The organism is Micromonospora sp. AMSO31t (assembly GCF_008868175.1).
GTDB lineage: Bacteria > Actinomycetota > Actinomycetes > Mycobacteriales > Micromonosporaceae > Micromonospora.
The window spans coordinates 1-15,296 of the sequence record NZ_WBKT01000064.1; the positions used below are offsets into that span (position 1 = coordinate 1).

Here is a 15,296-nt window from a genome sequence, read left to right on the forward strand (position 1 = left end):
CTCGGTGGTCCCACCGCCGACGCTACCGGCGCACGCCGTCCCGGTCCGGCGGACCGGGCACCAACCGCCAGTACTGCCGCTTGCGCTCGTCCCGGACCACCACCCCGAGCCGGGCCAGCTCACCGCGCAGCTCGACCGCCTCGCCGGCCCGGTCGGCGTCGACCGCCCGCTGCCGGGCCCGCAGCAGCGCGTCCGCCCCGGGCGGCAGCCCGGGCAGGCCCTCGACCCACCGCCGGTACGCCGTCCCGTACGGGTCCTGCTCGACCCAGGGCCAGCCCTGCCCCGTGAACGCCGCACGGAGCCGTTCCGCGCTGAGGTCGGACGGTTCCCGGGCCAGCTCGCCGCCGTCGGCGTCCAGCAGCACCAGCGCCTTCCCGTCGCGGAACACCCCGGTGACCCCGGCCCGGGCGACGTCCCGGCCGTGGCCGTCGCGGTGCAGCCGGACCGAGGTGCGCTCCACCGTCACGGTCAGCCGCTCCCGGGCGCCCAGGAACGCGAGCACCAGGCCGGCCAACGCGGCCACCCCCGCGCCCACCGGGTACGACCGCTCCGCCGGCCAGCGGTCCAGCAGCGCGAACCAGCCCTGGAAGGGGAACCAGGGCAGGTCGGCCACCCAGCCGGACGCGGCGGTCAGCGCCGCGCCCAGCCCCGCCCCGAGCAGCGGGAACCCGGCCCACATCAGCACCAGCTCGCCGGCGCCGCCGCTGACCACGACGGCCTCCCCGGTCCCCCGCGCCACGGTCAGGACACCTCCCGCCGCAGCGTACGGACCAGCCCGGCGACCAGCGGGACGAGCAGCCAGACGGCCAGCGACACCCCGAGCCGGCCCCACTGCCCGGCGGTCATGTCCGGGGTGAGCAGGGGTTCCATGGTGACCGAGGTGTCCAGCCACCGCGCCGGCTCGCGCAGCGCCCGGATCATCGCGGCGAGGACGCTCCACACGGTCGGCAGCAGCAGGTAGGTGACGATCGCCAGCGGGGTGTTCAGCAGCAGCAGGCCGAAGCCCGCGCCCATGAGCACGTTCGCCACCTGGAACACCGCCGCGTACGGCAGCAGGTGCCAGTCGAAGGTCCAGGTGCCGGCTCCGCCGGTGGCCCGGGCGGCCAGCGTGCCGGCGGCCGCGACGGCCAGGCTGACCAGCACCGAGGCCAGCGCGGCCAGCACCACCGCGGCGAGCTTCGCGGTGACCACCCGCTCCCGCCGGGGCACCAGCGCGAAGGTGGTCAGCGCGGTGCGCTGGGACCACTCCGCCGTGATGGACAGGATGCCGAGCACCGGCAGCAGCAGCCCGACCGGGAACAGCGACGGGGTGAAGAAGGCGGTGAAGGTCTGCTCCGCGTCCTTCAGCACGAAGATCTGCACCGTCACGATGGCGGCCGCGACCAGCCCGATGGTGATCAGGAGCCAGCGTCCGGCCCGGGTGTCGGCGAGCTTGCGCAGCTCCACCGCGGTCAGCCGGGCCAGCGAGGGCCCGGCCGCGGCGGGACGGCGCAGGGTGGGTGCGGGGGCGGTGACGGCGGTCATCGGACGGCCTCCTTCGTGGACGCGCCGGCGGTCAGGGTGAGGAAGAGCTGTTCGAGGCCGCCGCTGCCGGCCGGCCGCAGCTCGGTGAGGACCAGACCGGCGTCCGCCGCGGCCTGGCCGACCGCCTCCGGTTCGGCCCGGACGACGTAGCCACCATCGGTGCCGGCGGTCGCCGGCAGGCCCGCCCGGTCCAGAGTGAGCCGCAGGGCGTGCTGGTCCCGGGCGCGGACCAGGGTGCCGGCGCCGGCCAGCAGCTCGTCCTTGCCGCCCTCGGCGACGACCCGGCCGGCGCCGATCACCACGAGCCGGTCGGCCACCGCCTCCACCTCCCGCAGCAGGTGCGAGGAGAGCAGCACCGTGCCGCCCCGGTCGGCGAAGTCCCGCAGCAGGCCCCGCATCCAGAAGATGCCCTCCGGGTCGAGACCGTTGGCCGGCTCGTCGAGGATCAGCACCCGGGGGTCACCCAGCAGCGCCAGCGCCAGGCCGAGCCGCTGGCGCATGCCCAGGGAGTACGCGCCGACCCGCCGCCGCGCCGCCGTCTCGTTCAGCCCCACCAGGTCCAGCTTCGCGGCGACCTGCCCGCGCTCCACGCCCATGGTGCGGGCGGCCAGGGTCAGCGCCTCACGACCGGTCCGCCCGACGTGCTGCGCGGAGGCGTCGAGCAGGACCCCGATCTCCCGCCCCGGGTTGGGCAGCTCCCGGTAGGGCCGCCCGGCGACCGCGGCGCCGCCCGCGCTGGGCGCCGTCATCCCGCAGATCATCCGCATGGTGGTGGACTTGCCCGCGCCGTTCGGGCCGAGGAAACCGGTCACCGTGCCCGGTTCGCAGCGGAACGAGACATCCTCGACGGCGGTGTGCGGGCCGTACCGCTTGGTGAGGTGGTCGACTTCGATCATGCCGTCGAGCCTGCCGGGGCCACCCGGTCGCCCGCTGCGGCCGGCGGTCGGGAGCCGCCGATACCTCGGTCTACCGGCAGACGTCGACTTTGGTAGCTGGTCGGGCCCGCGACGGGCTTCCTAGCATGGGTGGATGAGCAGCGCCGTCGTACCCGATCACCCCTGGTTGTTGCCGGGATCCCTGGCGCCCGCCGCCCGGGTGCTCCGGCGCACACCCCGGGACTGGCTCGTCGACAGCCTGGCCTTCCTGTTCTCGGTGGCCTGGGTGCTGCTCGCCTACGGCGACTCGCTGCAGCCGAAGCCGGAGTTCGCCATGAACCTCGGGCCGGCCTGGCTGAACCAGCTGGACCTGGCCATCGGGCTGCTCGTCAGCGCCGCCCTGTGGTTGCGGCGGCGCTGGCCGGTCGGGCTGGCCGTGGCCGCCGCGCCGCTGGCCCTCTTCTCGGTCACCTCCGGGATCGCGCTGCTGATCATCCTGTTCACGCTCGTGGTGCATCAGCGGCTCGTGGTGGCCCTGGCGCTGATCGGCTGGCACCTGGTGACGACGCCGCTCTACCTCGCGATCCGCCCCGACCCGGTGCTGCCGTTCTGGGCGGCCGTGGCCTGGACCCTGCTCTTCATCGGCGGGACGGTCGCCTGGGCGCTCTTCGTCCGGGCCCGCCGCCAACTGGTGCTGTCGCTGCGCGACCGGGCCGAGCGGGCCGAGGCCGAGCAGCAGCTCCGGCTCGACCAGGCCCGCCAGCTCGAACGCACCCGGATCGCCCGGGAGATGCACGACGTGCTCGCGCACCGGATCTCCCTGCTCAGCCTGCACGCCGGCGCCCTGGAGTTCCGCCCCGACGCGCCCCCGGAGGAGGTCGCCCGGGCGGCCGGTGTCATCCGGTCCAGCGCGCACGCCGCCCTGCAGGACCTGCGCGAGGTGATCGGCGTGCTCCGCGCCGAGCCGTCCGCCGAGGCCACCCCGGAGCGCCCCCAACCGACCCTGGGCGACGTGCCCGCCCTGGTCGCCGAGTCCCGCACCGCCGGCGTACGGGTCAGCGTGGTGGACGAGGTCGCCGACCGGGCGGCGGTGCCGGCGGCGGTCGGGCGCAGCGCGTACCGGATCGTGCAGGAGGGGCTCACCAACGCCCGCAAGCACGCGCCCGGGGCGGTGGTGACCGTCCGGCTGGCCGGCGGCCCCGGCGACGGCCTGGCCGTGGAGATCCGCAACCCGTGGCCGGTCGGCGAGGCCGGCTCGCCGATCCCCGGCACCGGGACCGGGCTCGTGGGGGTCGCGGAACGGGTCACCCTGGCCGGCGGCCGGCTCGACCACGGGCGCGACGCCGACGGCGACTTCCGGCTCACCGCCTGGCTGCCCTGGGCGCCCGCGTGACCGCCGAGCCGCCCGTCCGGGTGCTGATCGTCGACGACGACGCGCTGGTCCGGGCCGCACTGTCGATGATCCTGGGCGGGGTCCCGGACCTCCGGGTGGTCGGCGAGGCCACCGACGGCGCGGAGGTGCCCGCCGCCGTCGCCGCGTACGCCCCGGACGTGGTGCTCATGGACATCCGGATGCCCCGGGTCGACGGGCTGGCCGCCACGGAGGCGGTGCGGGCCGCGCCGGACCCGCCCGAGGTGCTGGTGCTGACCACCTTCGACGCCGACGAGCAGGTGCTGCGGGCGCTGCGCGCCGGGGCGAGCGGCTTCCTGCTCAAGGACACCCCGCCCGCCGAGATCGTGGCGGCGGTGCGCCGGGTCGCGGCCGGCGAGGCGACCCTGTCCCCGGCGGTGACCCGCAAGCTCATCGCGCACGTGACCGCGCCGGCGCCGGCCCGCGCGCCGGACACCCGGCGGGAGCGGGCGCTGCGGCTGCTCGACGGGCTGACCGAGCGGGAGCGGGAGGTCGCCGTGGCGCTCGGGGAGGGCCGGAGCAACGCGGAGATCTCCGCGGAGCTGTTCATGAGCGTGGCGACCGTGAAGGCGTACGTCTCGCGCCTGCTCACGAAGCTCGATCTCAACAACCGGGTGCAGGTGGCGCTGCTGGTGCAGGACGCCGGGTTGGTCTGACCGCCGGGCGGGATTGAACTGCTGCCGGCGCGGGCCCGTACCAGTGGTCGAGGATGTGGTGCGGCCGGTCCGCCGCACCGCTGCCGAGCTGCGGGAGGCCTGCCGTGCGAGTTGGTGAGCAGTCGACGGATCCCATCGATCAGATCCTGGGTGAGGTGCCGGTGCCGGCGCCGCTGACACCCGAGGACGTCCGCCTCGCGGTCCGGGCGGTGGTGGTGCACGCCGCCGAGGAGTGGCCCGCCGGACCGAAGTGCCGCAACGACGGGTCCGCGTACCCCTGCCGGCTGCACCGGTGGGGGCGGCGCGTGCTGGAGGCCCACGGCCTCAACGAGCGTCAGATCGACGCGCTGGTCCGCCACGGGAACCCGTTCGTGCACGTGCCCTTCCCGTTCGTGCTGACCGGCCCGTCGGCCGGCCGGCCGACGGCGCCCCCGTCCCCGCGCGGCCCGGCCGGTCGGGTCGCCGCACCTCCGGTGCGGCCCGGTCTCCGGCCCGGCGGTGCCGGCCGGCCCGTGGCGCCCCCCGCCACCCGGCCGCGCTGGCCCCGGGCGAGCTGACGACCGGTCCGGGTCGCGGCGTGGCGTCTGACACGCCGAGCCGGAGTGGTCACAGCGTCCCGGGGCCGCCGACGGCGGCCTCGGCGCGGGGAGCCCCCACCCCCGCGTCGGGCCGCCGTCGGCGTCGGCTCAGCTCACCCCGCAGTTCGGGACGGACCAGGTGGTGGTGTTCGCCGACCGGTCCTGGTTGTTCTCCCGGCGCGAGTCCACGTGGACGTGGTCGCTGTGGCCCGGGTAGCCGGGACCGAAGAGGCCGCTGAAGCCGTGGCTGCGGGCCGACGTGGCCACCTGGCAGAGCGTCCTGCTGCGGGAGAGCACGTCGGCCGCGGTGCCGTAGAGGTGCTGGCTGTCCGCGGCGCCGCCGACCTGCCGGTTGCAGGCGATGTCGCGGAAGCCGCTGATGACGTAGAGCGGCGTGTCGCCGAGGCTGCGCCGCAGCGCCTCCAGCTTCCACATGGCGCGCACCGCGTTCTCGCGAGCGGCCGTCGACGAGAGCGGGCCCCCGCTCCACCCGCCCTTGCCGCAGCCGTTGTCCAGTTCGGCGTAGCTGAAGTGCTTCGGCGTGCAGTCGTTGTCCTGAAGGTCGTAGATCTTGGCGAAGGTCTGCGGGCCGGCGACGCCGTCGGCGCGCAGCCCGTACGCGGACTGGAAGCGGCGGACCGCGGCCGCCGTCTCGGGCCCGTAGTTGCCGTCGATCCGGACGATGTCCCGGTAGGCGGCCCAGCCGGCCACGCGGATCTGGAGTTGCCGGACGTCCTCCCCGGAGCGCCCCTGGTAAAGGTTCCGGGGCCAGGTGTAGCAGCCGTCGGCGTGGGCCGCCGGCGCGGCCACGACCGTGGCGATCGCGGCCCCGGGCAGGGCCAGCGCGAACGCGACCACCACCCGCTTGAGCATGTTGATGCGCACCGAATTCCGCCGTTTGGAGAGTGATGTGGGGTTGTGACGGGACATCGACCGGGAAGCCCCGTCCTTCCACCGTGGCAGCCCTCCTGGCGGTTTGTGGCAGATAACTGGAATTGCTCTCGCATTAGGTCGCCCCTGGGTATTCGCGGTAGATTGCCGTGATTGTGAAACACCCACTTCGGCCCGGAACCGCGTGTCGGTGACGGAACCCGGCAACCGGCCACACCGAGGGTGATGTCGCCCCGCCCTCGCCGCCCGGTAACGTCTGCCTCCAAGGCGGGGGAGGTGGGCGTTGGCGCGCGGTGGCGTCTTCTGCGTCGAGGGGCAGTGGCACCGGGACCTCAACGAGCGGGGCTCCGTCCTGCCCACCCTCGAACTGCTCGAACGGCTGGGCCGGATCCGTTTCATCCACAAGGACGCCGCCACCCGCGACGAGCTCTTCTACTTCCTCGACCGCTGGCTGCTCAAGCAGTACGCCGACTTCCGGGTCGGCTTCTTCGCCATGCACGGCGAGCCGAGCCGGCTCTGCCTCACCGACTGGGACTCCGTCGCGCTGGCCGACGTCGCCGAGCGGATGGCCGGCCGCTGCGAGGGCCGCCGCCTCTATTTCGGCAGCTGCTCGGTGCTGCGCGCCTCCGACGCCGCGCTGCGCGAATTCCTCGATGTCACCGGGGCCGCGCTGGTCTGCGGCTTCACCCGCGAGGTGGACTGGGTCGAGTCCGCCGCGTTCGAGACCGTGCTGCTCGACGTGCTGGCCAACGGGCAGCGGCACAACGCCGCCGAGCTGCGGATGGGCTCGGCCCACTGGGCGCCGCTCGCCTCGTACCTCGGTTTCCGGGTGATCTACGCCAACGGGCGCGCCTGGCGGCCCAGCGCGCGGCCGCGCGTGCCCGCGCAGGCCTCCCCGCGCCGGACCGCCGGGCGTCCGCGCTGAGGCACGCCCGGCCCGCCTGGTAGAACCGAGGCATGGCACGCAGCATCGCGAGCAACACCCGGGTCGACCGGGACGCCCTGATCGAGTTCCTCCGCCCCCGGCACCGGGTCGTGCTCATGACGACCCGCGCCGACGGCCGCCCCCAGTCCTCCCCGGTCTCCTGCGGGGTCGACGCCGAGGGGCGGCTGGTGATCTCCACCTACCCCGAGCGGGCCAAGGTGACCAACATCCGTCGCGACCCCCGGGTCTCCGCGTGCGTGCTCTCCGACGACTGGAACGGGCCGTGGGTGCAGGTCGACGGCACCGCCGAGGTGCTCGACCTGCCGGAGGCCCTCGATCCGCTGGTCGACTACTTCCGCAGCATCTCCGGTGAGCACCCGGACTGGGACGAGTACCGCGAGGCGATGGTCAAGCAGGGCAAGTCGCTGATCCGGGTGACGATCGACGGCTGGGGGCCGATCGCCACCGGCGGCTTCCCCGCCCGGCTGGCCGACTGACCTCAGTACGCGGCCGTGAAGCGGGCGTTGCCGAACCGGGGGTTCTCGATCTCGTCGACGATCGCCACCGCCAGGTCCTCGTAGGTGAGCACCGACCGGCCCTGTGCGTCGGTGACCGGCTGGTCGGTGCCGGTCCGGTAGTGGCCGGTCCGCTCGCCCGGGTGGAACTCCAGCGGCGGCGGCGAGACGTACGTCCAGGTCACGCCGTCGGCGGAGGAACGGTAGACGTCGAGGGCGTCGGCCTGGCCCTCGGCCGAGTCCCGGTACTCCTCCGGGAAGTCCGGCTCGTCCAGGTAGCGGGTGCCCTTCGGGGTCAGCAACGTCGCCCCGCCCCCCACGTGGATCACCCGGGGCGGGTCGGGCAGCTCGCGCAGCGTGTCGACCAGGGTGCGGGCCGCGTCGCGCCACAGCCCCCGCTCCCCGCCGCCGATGGCCACCACGAACACGTCGGCGTCCTCGGCCAGCTCGCGCACGCTCCGGGCCGAGGTCGCGTCACCGGTCACCGGCCGGACCCCGGCCGGCAGGTAGCTGGTCGCCTCCGGGCGGCGCACCGCCGCGGTGACCCGGTGCCCCCGCTCGACCGCCTCGGCGGCGATCCGGGAGCCCGCGGTGCCGCCGGCGCCGAACACGACGATGTCGCTCATGCTCCCCAGGCTAGGGAGCGGGCCGCCCGACCGGTGCCGTTCCGCCGAACCGGGCGGACGGCCCGGCGGTGTCAGTCGACCAGGGCCGAGTAGACGAGCTGGCGCAGCTGGGGGCGCAGCGGATACGTGCTCGACGGCATGAGCTGGGTGAAGAGCAGCGCCGTGACCTCCTCCACCGGGTCCACCCAGAAGGCGGTGCTGGCCAGGCCGCCCCAGTAGTACTCGCCCACGCTGCTCGGCACCCGCAACGGCACCGGGTCGAGCACCACGGCGAAGCCCAGCCCGAAGCCGACCCCGTCGAGGATCGTCTCGGCGAAGCCCTCCGGGGAGAACGACGCCAGGTCCCGGTTGCCGGGCAGGTGGTTGCGGGTCATGAACCGCACCGTGCGGGGGCCGAGCAGGCGGACCGCGTCCAGCTCGCCGCCGTGGAGCAGGAACTGGGTGAACCGGTGGTAGTCGGCGGCCGTGGAGACCAGCCCGCCGCCGCCGGAGAGGCACTCCGGCGCGCGGAGCGCGTAGCGGCCGATCGCCTCGGCGCGAACCGCCTGGCCGGTGGCCGGGTGCGGCGTGTAGAGCGCGGCGAGGCGCTTGGCGTCCGGCTCGTCGACCCACCAGCGGGTGTCGGTCATGCCCAGCGGCCGGAAGATCCGCTCGGCGAAGAACGCGTCCAGCGACTGCCCGGAGACCACCTCGACCAGCCGGCCCAGCACGTCGGTGGAGACCCCGTAGTTCCAGCTCGTGCCCGGCTGGAAGAGCAGCGGCAGCCGGGCCATCCCGCGGGTCGCCTCGGCCAGGTCCGCGCCGGCCGGCACGCCCAGGTCGAAGCCGGCCGCCCGGTAGAGGCCGTCGACCACGTTGACCTGGGCGAAGCCGTAGGTCAGGCCGGCCGTGTGGGTGAGCAGGTGCCACACCCGGACCGGCTCGACCGCCGGCACCGTGTACGGCTTGAGCACCGAGCCCCGGTCGTAGACCCGCACGTCGGCGAACTCCGGCAGCCAGCGGCTGACCGGGTCGTTCAGCTCGAACCGGCCCTCCTCCCAGAGCATCATGGCGGCGACCGAGGTGATCGGCTTGGTCATCGAGTAGATGCGCCAGAGGGTGTCCGGCTCGACCGGCGCGCCGGCCTCCCGGTCCCGCAGCCCGTAGGTGGCGGAGTGGGCGATCTCGCCCCGGCGGGTCACCACGATCTGCCAGCCGGCGAGCCGGCCGTCGTCGACGTACCTGCCGAAGTGCTCGTCGATCCGCGCCAGCCGGGCGGGGTCGAAGCCGATGCGGCCCGGGTCGGTGCTCACTGCGACGCTCACGACGCCGAACCTACCGGCCGGTACGGCGAGCGGGAAGTGTCGGCCGGCCACACTAGTCTCGGGCGCATGCCCGAAGCCGTCGAGGACCTCACCTACCGCCACCAGGACTGGTACGCCGAGGAGCTGGTCGACCGGCACTTCGTCCGGTGCGAGTTCTTCCACGTCGACCTCACCGAGGCGGTCAGCCAGGGCGCGACCTTCACGGAGTGCGTCTTCGGCAACGTGGCCCTCAACGCCTCCCGGCACACCGACTCGGCCTTCACCCGCTGCACCTTCAAGCGGTGCAATCTCTTCGAGGCCGAGTTCACCGGCTGCAAGCTGGTCGGCAGCAGCTTCGAGCAGTGCGACCTGCGGCCGCTGCGGGTCGACGGCGGCGACTGGTCCTTCGTGGCCCTGCCCGGCGCCGACCTGCGCGGCGTGCGCATCACCGACGCGCGCCTGCGCGAGGCCGACCTGACCGGCGCCGACCTGACCGGCGCGGTGCTCACCGGCCTCGACCTCTCCGGCGCCCAGTTGCACGCCGCCAAGCTGATCCGGGCCGACCTGCGCGGCAGCGACCTGACCGCGCTCGACCCGACGGCGGTCGAGCGGGCCGGCGCGGTCGTCGACGCCGAGCAGGCCGTCGTGCTGGCGCAGGCACTGGGCTTCGAGATCCGCTGATCGCCGCTGTCGGGAAGATGCCTCCGGTCGACGGGTTCTCGAAGATCGAGGTGTGTGTCATCCTCCCTGCGGCGGGCCACGGGACGGCCGCCGGCGCCGGTGGCCGAGGGAGGGGTCGGTGGCTGAGGACGAACTCACGCAGACCGGTATCCGGGTCGGGGGGTGGCTGCCCGCCGTACCGGCCGAGCCGGCCCGCGCGGCGGAGCCGCCGCCCGGGCCACGCCGGCTGCCCGACGACCCGGACGCCCCGCCGGCCCCGGAGGCGCCGCCGGCCGCGGACGCCCCGCCGGCCCCGGACGTGCCGGCCCACGCCGATGCGGCCGCGCCACCCGCGGCATCCCGGCCCGCCGCGCCCGTGCGGCACTCCGCCCCGGAGGGCGTCACGGCCCGGCTCGCCGGGCTGGTCGGCCCGGCCGCGGCCAGGGTCCGCACCGCCGTCGGCGTCGCGCCCGACCGGCCCACCCGGGTCGGCGTGGCCCGCGCGCGGCGCCGCCGGCGGCGGATGATCCTCGCGGGGGCGGCGCTGACCGCGGTGGTGCTGGCGCTGGTGTACGCCGGTCAGGGCGCGGAACCGGACGGCCGACCGGCGGTGCCGGCGGCCGCGCCCACGCCCACGCCCCCGGCCCCGGCGCCGACCGCGGCGCCGCCCACCGTGGTGCCGGTGACCGGGAACCCGGCCCTGCCCGGCGGGCCGCTGCTGAACCTGGACCAGGAGCCGGTGCCGCCGTCGGTGTCGCTGACCGTGCTCGGCACCCGGGACTGGCGGCACTGGGGTGGCGCCGGCGCGGCGAGCGTCGAGCGCAAGCAGCGCGGCACCGGCGAGATCGGCGACCTCGGCGGCGACCGCCTGGAGCACAACGCCGCCGCCTCCGCTCTCACCTGGACGGACGGCACGCCGACGGCCCGGCAGGACGGGACCCGGTCCGGAGTCTTCCAGCGGGGCGCGGGGAAGAGCTTCGCGCTGAGCGTGGCGGGCAGCGGCGACCTGCGGACCGTCCGGCTCTTCGTCGGCGCGTTCTCGGCCGGCGCCCGGCTGGAGGTGCGGCTCTCCGGCGGCGGCGACCCGGCCGTCCGTGAGGTCGCCCTCGCGGCCGGGGACCGCTTCCTCCAGTACGTCGTCCACTTCCGCGCGCCGCTCGGCCAGCGGCTGCTGCTCACCTGGCGGGCGCTCACGGTGGTGGGCGCGGAGAACGACGGGGTGACGCTGGAGGCCGTCACGGTGAGTTGAGCGACCGTCGCTACCGATTGGTAACGAAGTGGAAACTGCCCCCCGCCGACATATGGCGCACCGAGGCCCATGATGGAAACGTGAACCGGCGGCCGGAGCGGCGGTGAGCGGAGGTTCGGTGGGGCACCAGGACCACGGTCGGGTCGGCGACCGGACGTCGTACCCGCACGGGCAGACGCGGTCGGCGTTCCGCCGGCTCGCGCAGACCCGGCAACGGCGGCGCTGGCTGCTGGAGGCGCTGGCCGCGTTCGTCTGCCTGGCCGCGCTGGTGGCCTACCTCGGCAGCGAGCGGCACGACACGCCCCACGAGGAGAGCGCGGTCCTGCCCGACGCGCCGACCGGCCGCCCCGTGCTGCCGCCACCGGGCGGCACGCAGCCCGGGGCCGTCACACCCGGGCTGCGCCCCCGCCAACGCCCACCCTCGCCCAGCCCGTCGCCGTCCACCCCCGCGGTGCCGCCGACGCTGACCGTGAGCCAGTCCGACGTGCCCGCGCGGGTCGACCTCAGCGCGGTGGGCGCGGTCGACTGGGTCCAGTGGGGACACCTCGGCGCCCGGACTCCGGTGCGCAAGCGGCACGGCTCCGGCGACATCCGCGACGAGGGCGGCCGGGGCCGGCGGCAGAGCTACAGCAACAACCCGGAGGCGTACGCCTGGCGCGACGGCGCCCCGGTCGGGTCGGCGGGCGGCACCATGTCCGGGGTGTACACCTGCGACCGGGGCAGTGGCTTCACCCTGGCCGTGGCCGCCGACGGCCAGCCCCGCACCGTGCACCTCTACGCCGGCCTGTGGATGGCCCGTGCCCGCCTCGACCTGCGGATCTCCGGCGGCGGGCCGGCCAGCACGGTCCACCTGGAGGACCCGCACACCGTGCGGACCGCCGACTTCACCATCCGGTTCCGCGCCCCGGCCGGCGCGAAGCTGCTGATGAACTGGACCGTCGAGGAGTCCCTGGGGGACTGCGGCAACGTCAGCCTCCAGGCGGTCGCGCTGCGCTGACCGGCGATCGTCCGGTGCCCGGAGCCGGCCCGGAGTAGCGTTGGCCCGGCGGGCCGACCGACGATCCGGGAGGGACACCGATGCCCCCGAGTGAGCAGGTGCTGGACAGCCCCGAGGGCTGGGTCGCCCGGCACATCCGGCGATACGTGGAGACCGGTGGCGCGGAGGGCCACGAGTGGCGTCCCGGCGTCTTCACCCTGCTGCTGACCACCCGTGGCCGGCGCTCCGGCAAGCTGCGGCGCACCGCGCTGATCTACGGCCGGGACGGCGACGCCTACCTGGTGGTGGCCTCGCAGGGCGGCGCCCCGCAGCACCCCGCCTGGTACCTCAACCTGCTCGCCGACCCCGAGGCGCAGGTGCAGGTCGGGCCGGACACGTTCCCGGTCCGGGCGCGGACCGCGACGGCGGAGGAGAAGCCGCGGATGTGGCGCACCATGACGGCCGCCTGGCCGGCGTACGACGACTACCAGACGAAGACCGACCGGGAGATCCCGGTGGTGGTGCTGGAACGCCTCTGACGGGGTGAACGGCGGGACAGTTTGTCCGTCGCGGCCGGCGCGGGACGTCGTAGGTTTCCGCTGTCCCCGTCCGACCATCCGCTGTGGAGGCTCGACCGATGAGCAGCAGTGTCCGCGTCGTCCGTTCCCTCCCGCCGTCCGACGGCGTTTTGAGGGAGATTCCGCTGCCGCCGTACGTGACCGGCGAGGACGCCCAGTTCGCGGTGCGGGCGGTGGTGGTGCACGCGCCACGGCGCTGGTCCGGCGGGACGATCTGCCGCAACGACGCCAGCCCGCACCCGTGCCGGCTGCACCGCTGGGGCCGGCGGGTGCTGGCGCTGCGCGGCCTGCCGCCGGCCGAGATCGACGCGCTCATCGAGCGCGGGGACCCCACCGCCGAGCCGGGTCCGCCCCGGCTCGGCGCCTGAGCGGGCTCAGCAGACCGCCGGCTTCACCCACGAGCACTCCAGACCCTCGGGCACCCGTGGCGCGTCCGGCGCCGTCGGCACCGCCACCCGCGCCGTGGTCGTCCCCTTCGCGGTGTACGAGGCCAGCGCGATCGCGATCTGGTCCTCCAGCCCCTTGACCGACGAGGTCAGGTAGTTGTTGAGCACGACGGAGAAGGCCAGCACGTGCCCGTCGGCGTCGGTGGCGTAGCCGGAGAGGCCGGACACCCCGGTCAGGCTGCCGGTCTTGGCGTGCACGTTGTTGGCGGCCGCCGTGCCGGCCATCCGGCTGCGCAGGGTGCCGCCGACGAACCGCTCCGGGTTGCCGGCCACCGGCAGGGCCGCGTACCAGGTGCCGAACCAGGGTTCGGCGCGGACCGTCGAGAGCAGCGCGACGAACTGGGCGGGCGGGATCATGTTGCGCCGGGACAGCCCGGAGCCGTCGCGCTGGCGCAGCGTGCCGGTGTCCATTCCGGAGTCACCGACGTACTCGCTGATCGCGGTCAACCCGGCGGACCAGGTGCCGGAGCCGGAGAGGACCCGGCCCAGTTCCTTGGTGAGCACCTCGGCGTGGCCGTTGTTGGAGAGCTTGAGGAACGGCACCATCAGATCGGCCAGCGGCATCGAGTCGTGCCGGGCGACCGGCTTGGCGGTGTCCGGGGTGGCCTGGCCGAGCACGGTCCGGCCGAGGACCCGCACGCCGTGCCGGCGCAGCGCCGACCGGAAGATGTCGGCGGCGTACCCGGTGGGTTCCCAGACCGTCATCCAGTCGCTCTCCTCGGCCTGGCCGACGGCGATCTGGCCGGTCACCACGATGGTGTTCCCACCGTGCTCGCGCTCGAAGGAGATCGTCGTCTCGCCGGTGGCGACCGTCTGGGCCCGGTTGTCGATGCGCAGCCAACCGTTGGCCGGCGTCATGGTGACCTTCGGCCGCGCGCCGGCCTGGGTGCCCGGCGCGGCGTGCACGATCACGGTGCCGGCGTCGTAGTCGGTGTCCGGGGCGACGGTCAGCGCGGAGACCTGTGCCGCGTAGTAGTAGGACTCGTCGTCCCACGTCCAGTCCGGGCCGAGGCGGGTCCGGTCGTAGCGGGTGTCGTCCGCGACCAGGTTGCCGGTCACCACCCGTACGCCCGCGGCGGCCACCTGGGCGGCGAGCCGGTCGTAGTCCTCGGCCAGCATGGTCGGGTCGCCCCCGCCGCGCAGGTAGAGGTTGCCGGAGAGCAGCCCGGCCCCGCGGACCCCGTCACCGGCCACGTCGGTGGTGAAGCGGTGCCCGGGGCCGAGCAGCTCCATGGCCGCCGTCGAGGTGAGCAGCTTGGTGTTCGAGGCGGGGATGAGCCGCCGGTCCCCGTTGCGGTCGTAGAGGGTCTCCCCGGTGGTGGTGTCGACGACGACCACGCCCGCCTGCGCCCCGGCCAGCCGGGAGTCGGCGAGGATCGCGTCGATGGTCGCGTGCAGCCGGGTCTGCGCGGGGGTGGGCGCTTCGGCCGTGGCGGTGGGCGCGCCGGCGGTGGCCGCGGTGGCGACCAGCGCCAGCACCGCGAGCGCCCGGGGGAAGAGACGACGATGCATGTGCCGATGCTGCCATGGAGCTTTCCTCCAGAGAAGACTCCGCAGCGAAAGTTACTGACGAATTCCGGTGGATTACCCGCCTGACGGGGGAAGAAACATTCCCGGCCGCCGCCCCCGCCCGCCCGGTGTCGACTGACCCGGCTCTATTTGACGGATGCCCGGGCAGGGGGCACCGTAGGCCGTGAGGGGCGTTCGACCTGCCCCGGTTTGCACGGCGAAGCCTGATTCGCCTTCCCGGGGTCCCGACCGGCCGCGTGGGCCGCATCGACCCGCCCGCGATTCCCGAACCAGACACGAGGAGTTCCGCCATGCTGACCATGACCGACAACGCCGTACTGGTGATCCGCGACCTCGCCAACCAGCAGGACGTCGCCGAGGAGGGTGGCCTGCGGATCGCCGCCGACACCGACGCGGGCTCGCTCTCCATCGAGCTGGTGGAGCAGCCGGCCCAGGGCGACCAGGTGATCGACGACCAGGGGGCCCGCATCTTCCTCGACGCCGACGCCGCCGAACTGCTCAACGACACCTCCGTGGACGCCACCGTCGACGACGAGGGCATCGTGCAGTTCGGCTTCACCGACAAGGAGTGAC

Annotated in this window: 18 protein-coding genes; 11 read left to right on the plus strand and 7 right to left on the minus strand. The window is 74.8% G+C overall.

The features are described from left to right. Positions 1-22 precede the first annotated feature (22 nt). The 3 genes from F8274_RS16210 to F8274_RS16220 are packed head-to-tail and all read right to left on the minus strand — an operon-like array spanning position 23 to position 2,420. Entirely contained in the window at positions 23-739 is a 717-nt protein-coding gene (locus F8274_RS16210; RefSeq protein ID WP_151463227.1) for a hypothetical protein, read from the minus strand. A gap of 2 nt (positions 740-741) precedes the next feature. Then, positions 742-1,524, minus strand: a complete 783-nt coding sequence (locus F8274_RS16215) for an ABC transporter permease (protein WP_151463228.1) — start codon at positions 1,522-1,524, stop codon at positions 742-744. Continuing rightward, the gene (locus tag F8274_RS16220; RefSeq protein WP_151463229.1) at positions 1,521-2,420 is read right to left on the minus strand and encodes an ABC transporter ATP-binding protein; all 900 of its coding nucleotides are present in this window, start codon (positions 2,418-2,420) and stop codon (positions 1,521-1,523) included. The genes F8274_RS16215 and F8274_RS16220 overlap by 4 nt, the downstream gene beginning before the upstream one ends. Before the next feature lie 133 nt (positions 2,421-2,553). On the opposite strand from F8274_RS16220, the gene F8274_RS16225 reads away from it, so the two are divergent. The 3 genes from F8274_RS16225 (at position 2,554) to F8274_RS16235 (ending at position 5,023) form a co-directional block, all read left to right on the plus strand. Next, entirely contained in the window at positions 2,554-3,792 is a 1,239-nt protein-coding gene (locus tag F8274_RS16225) for a sensor histidine kinase (protein ID WP_151463230.1), read from the plus strand. Next, a complete protein-coding gene (locus tag F8274_RS16230) occupies positions 3,789-4,466 on the plus strand; it encodes a response regulator transcription factor (RefSeq protein WP_151463231.1) in 678 nt (225 codons plus the stop codon). The genes F8274_RS16225 and F8274_RS16230 overlap by 4 nt, the downstream gene beginning before the upstream one ends. Positions 4,467-4,570: 104 nt before the next feature. Continuing rightward, positions 4,571-5,023, plus strand: coding sequence for a hypothetical protein (locus F8274_RS16235; protein WP_151463232.1), 453 nt, complete (start codon positions 4,571-4,573; stop codon positions 5,021-5,023). Between the two features lie 129 nt (positions 5,024-5,152). On the opposite strand, the gene F8274_RS16240 is transcribed toward F8274_RS16235, so the two are convergent. Further along, positions 5,153-5,929, minus strand: coding sequence for a D-Ala-D-Ala carboxypeptidase family metallohydrolase (locus F8274_RS16240; RefSeq protein WP_151463233.1), 777 nt, complete (start codon positions 5,927-5,929; stop codon positions 5,153-5,155). Positions 5,930-6,218: 289 nt separating this feature from the next. On the opposite strand from F8274_RS16240, the gene F8274_RS16245 reads away from it, so the two are divergent. Together F8274_RS16245 and F8274_RS16250 are read left to right on the plus strand one after the other, a co-directional pair. Further along, on the plus strand, positions 6,219-6,860 hold the full coding sequence (locus tag F8274_RS16245; RefSeq protein ID WP_151463234.1) for a hypothetical protein: 642 nt from the start codon (positions 6,219-6,221) through the stop codon (positions 6,858-6,860). A 32-nt stretch (positions 6,861-6,892) separates the two neighbouring features. Then, complete coding sequence (locus F8274_RS16250) at positions 6,893-7,357, plus strand: PPOX class F420-dependent oxidoreductase (RefSeq protein WP_151463235.1); 465 nt, start codon at positions 6,893-6,895, stop codon at positions 7,355-7,357. Between the two features lie 2 nt (positions 7,358-7,359). On the opposite strand, the gene F8274_RS16255 is transcribed toward F8274_RS16250, so the two are convergent. Then, complete coding sequence (locus F8274_RS16255; RefSeq protein WP_151463236.1) at positions 7,360-8,001, minus strand: NAD(P)-dependent oxidoreductase; 642 nt, start codon at positions 7,999-8,001, stop codon at positions 7,360-7,362. A 71-nt stretch (positions 8,002-8,072) separates the two neighbouring features. After that, a complete protein-coding gene (locus F8274_RS16260; protein ID WP_151463237.1) occupies positions 8,073-9,305 on the minus strand; it encodes a serine hydrolase in 1,233 nt (410 codons plus the stop codon). Between the two features lie 66 nt (positions 9,306-9,371). On the opposite strand from F8274_RS16260, the gene F8274_RS16265 reads away from it, so the two are divergent. From F8274_RS16265 to F8274_RS16285, 5 genes are all read left to right on the plus strand, one after another. Continuing rightward, on the plus strand, positions 9,372-9,965 hold the full coding sequence (locus F8274_RS16265) for a pentapeptide repeat-containing protein (RefSeq protein WP_151463238.1): 594 nt from the start codon (positions 9,372-9,374) through the stop codon (positions 9,963-9,965). A 118-nt stretch (positions 9,966-10,083) separates the two neighbouring features. Then, positions 10,084-11,193 carry a hypothetical protein gene (locus F8274_RS16270; RefSeq protein ID WP_151463239.1) on the plus strand — a complete coding sequence of 370 codons (1,110 nt, stop codon included), beginning with the start codon at positions 10,084-10,086 and terminating at the stop codon, positions 11,191-11,193. A 103-nt stretch (positions 11,194-11,296) separates the two neighbouring features. Next, a complete protein-coding gene (locus F8274_RS16275) occupies positions 11,297-12,190 on the plus strand; it encodes a hypothetical protein (protein WP_225853822.1) in 894 nt (297 codons plus the stop codon). Between the two features lie 80 nt (positions 12,191-12,270). Next, positions 12,271-12,708: a nitroreductase family deazaflavin-dependent oxidoreductase gene (locus F8274_RS16280; RefSeq protein WP_151463240.1), complete on the plus strand. Its 438-nt coding sequence runs from the start codon at positions 12,271-12,273 to the stop codon at positions 12,706-12,708. A gap of 98 nt (positions 12,709-12,806) precedes the next feature. Further along, on the plus strand, positions 12,807-13,115 hold the full coding sequence (locus F8274_RS16285; RefSeq protein WP_151463241.1) for a hypothetical protein: 309 nt from the start codon (positions 12,807-12,809) through the stop codon (positions 13,113-13,115). A gap of 6 nt (positions 13,116-13,121) precedes the next feature. Here F8274_RS16285 and dacB read toward each other — a convergent pair whose 3' ends face one another. Beyond that, the gene (gene dacB, locus F8274_RS16290; RefSeq protein WP_151463242.1) at positions 13,122-14,705 is read right to left on the minus strand and encodes a D-alanyl-D-alanine carboxypeptidase/D-alanyl-D-alanine-endopeptidase; all 1,584 of its coding nucleotides are present in this window, start codon (positions 14,703-14,705) and stop codon (positions 13,122-13,124) included. 308 nt (positions 14,706-15,013) lie between these two features. Here dacB and F8274_RS16295 point away from each other — a divergent pair, with 308 nt between their 5' ends. Then, entirely contained in the window at positions 15,014-15,295 is a 282-nt protein-coding gene (locus tag F8274_RS16295) for an iron-sulfur cluster assembly accessory protein (protein ID WP_151463243.1), read from the plus strand. Position 15,296 lies beyond the last annotated feature (1 nt).

Coding starts and splice junctions, on each gene's coding strand:
- F8274_RS16285 (WP_151463241.1), top strand. CDS start 12,807: ATGAGCAGCAGTGTCCGCGTCGTCCGTTCCCTCCCGCCGTCCGACGGC.
- F8274_RS16250 (WP_151463235.1), top strand. CDS start 6,893: ATGGCACGCAGCATCGCGAGCAACACCCGGGTCGACCGGGACGCCCTG.
- F8274_RS16265 (WP_151463238.1), top strand. CDS start 9,372: ATGCCCGAAGCCGTCGAGGACCTCACCTACCGCCACCAGGACTGGTAC.
- F8274_RS16225 (WP_151463230.1), top strand. CDS start 2,554: ATGAGCAGCGCCGTCGTACCCGATCACCCCTGGTTGTTGCCGGGATCC.
- F8274_RS16220 (WP_151463229.1), bottom strand. CDS start 2,420: ATGATCGAAGTCGACCACCTCACCAAGCGGTACGGCCCGCACACCGCC.
- F8274_RS16295 (WP_151463243.1), top strand. CDS start 15,014: ATGCTGACCATGACCGACAACGCCGTACTGGTGATCCGCGACCTCGCC.
- dacB (WP_151463242.1), bottom strand. CDS start 14,705: ATGCATCGTCGTCTCTTCCCCCGGGCGCTCGCGGTGCTGGCGCTGGTC.
- F8274_RS16280 (WP_151463240.1), top strand. CDS start 12,271: ATGCCCCCGAGTGAGCAGGTGCTGGACAGCCCCGAGGGCTGGGTCGCC.
- F8274_RS16255 (WP_151463236.1), bottom strand. CDS start 8,001: ATGAGCGACATCGTCGTGTTCGGCGCCGGCGGCACCGCGGGCTCCCGG.
- F8274_RS16215 (WP_151463228.1), bottom strand. CDS start 1,524: ATGACCGCCGTCACCGCCCCCGCACCCACCCTGCGCCGTCCCGCCGCG.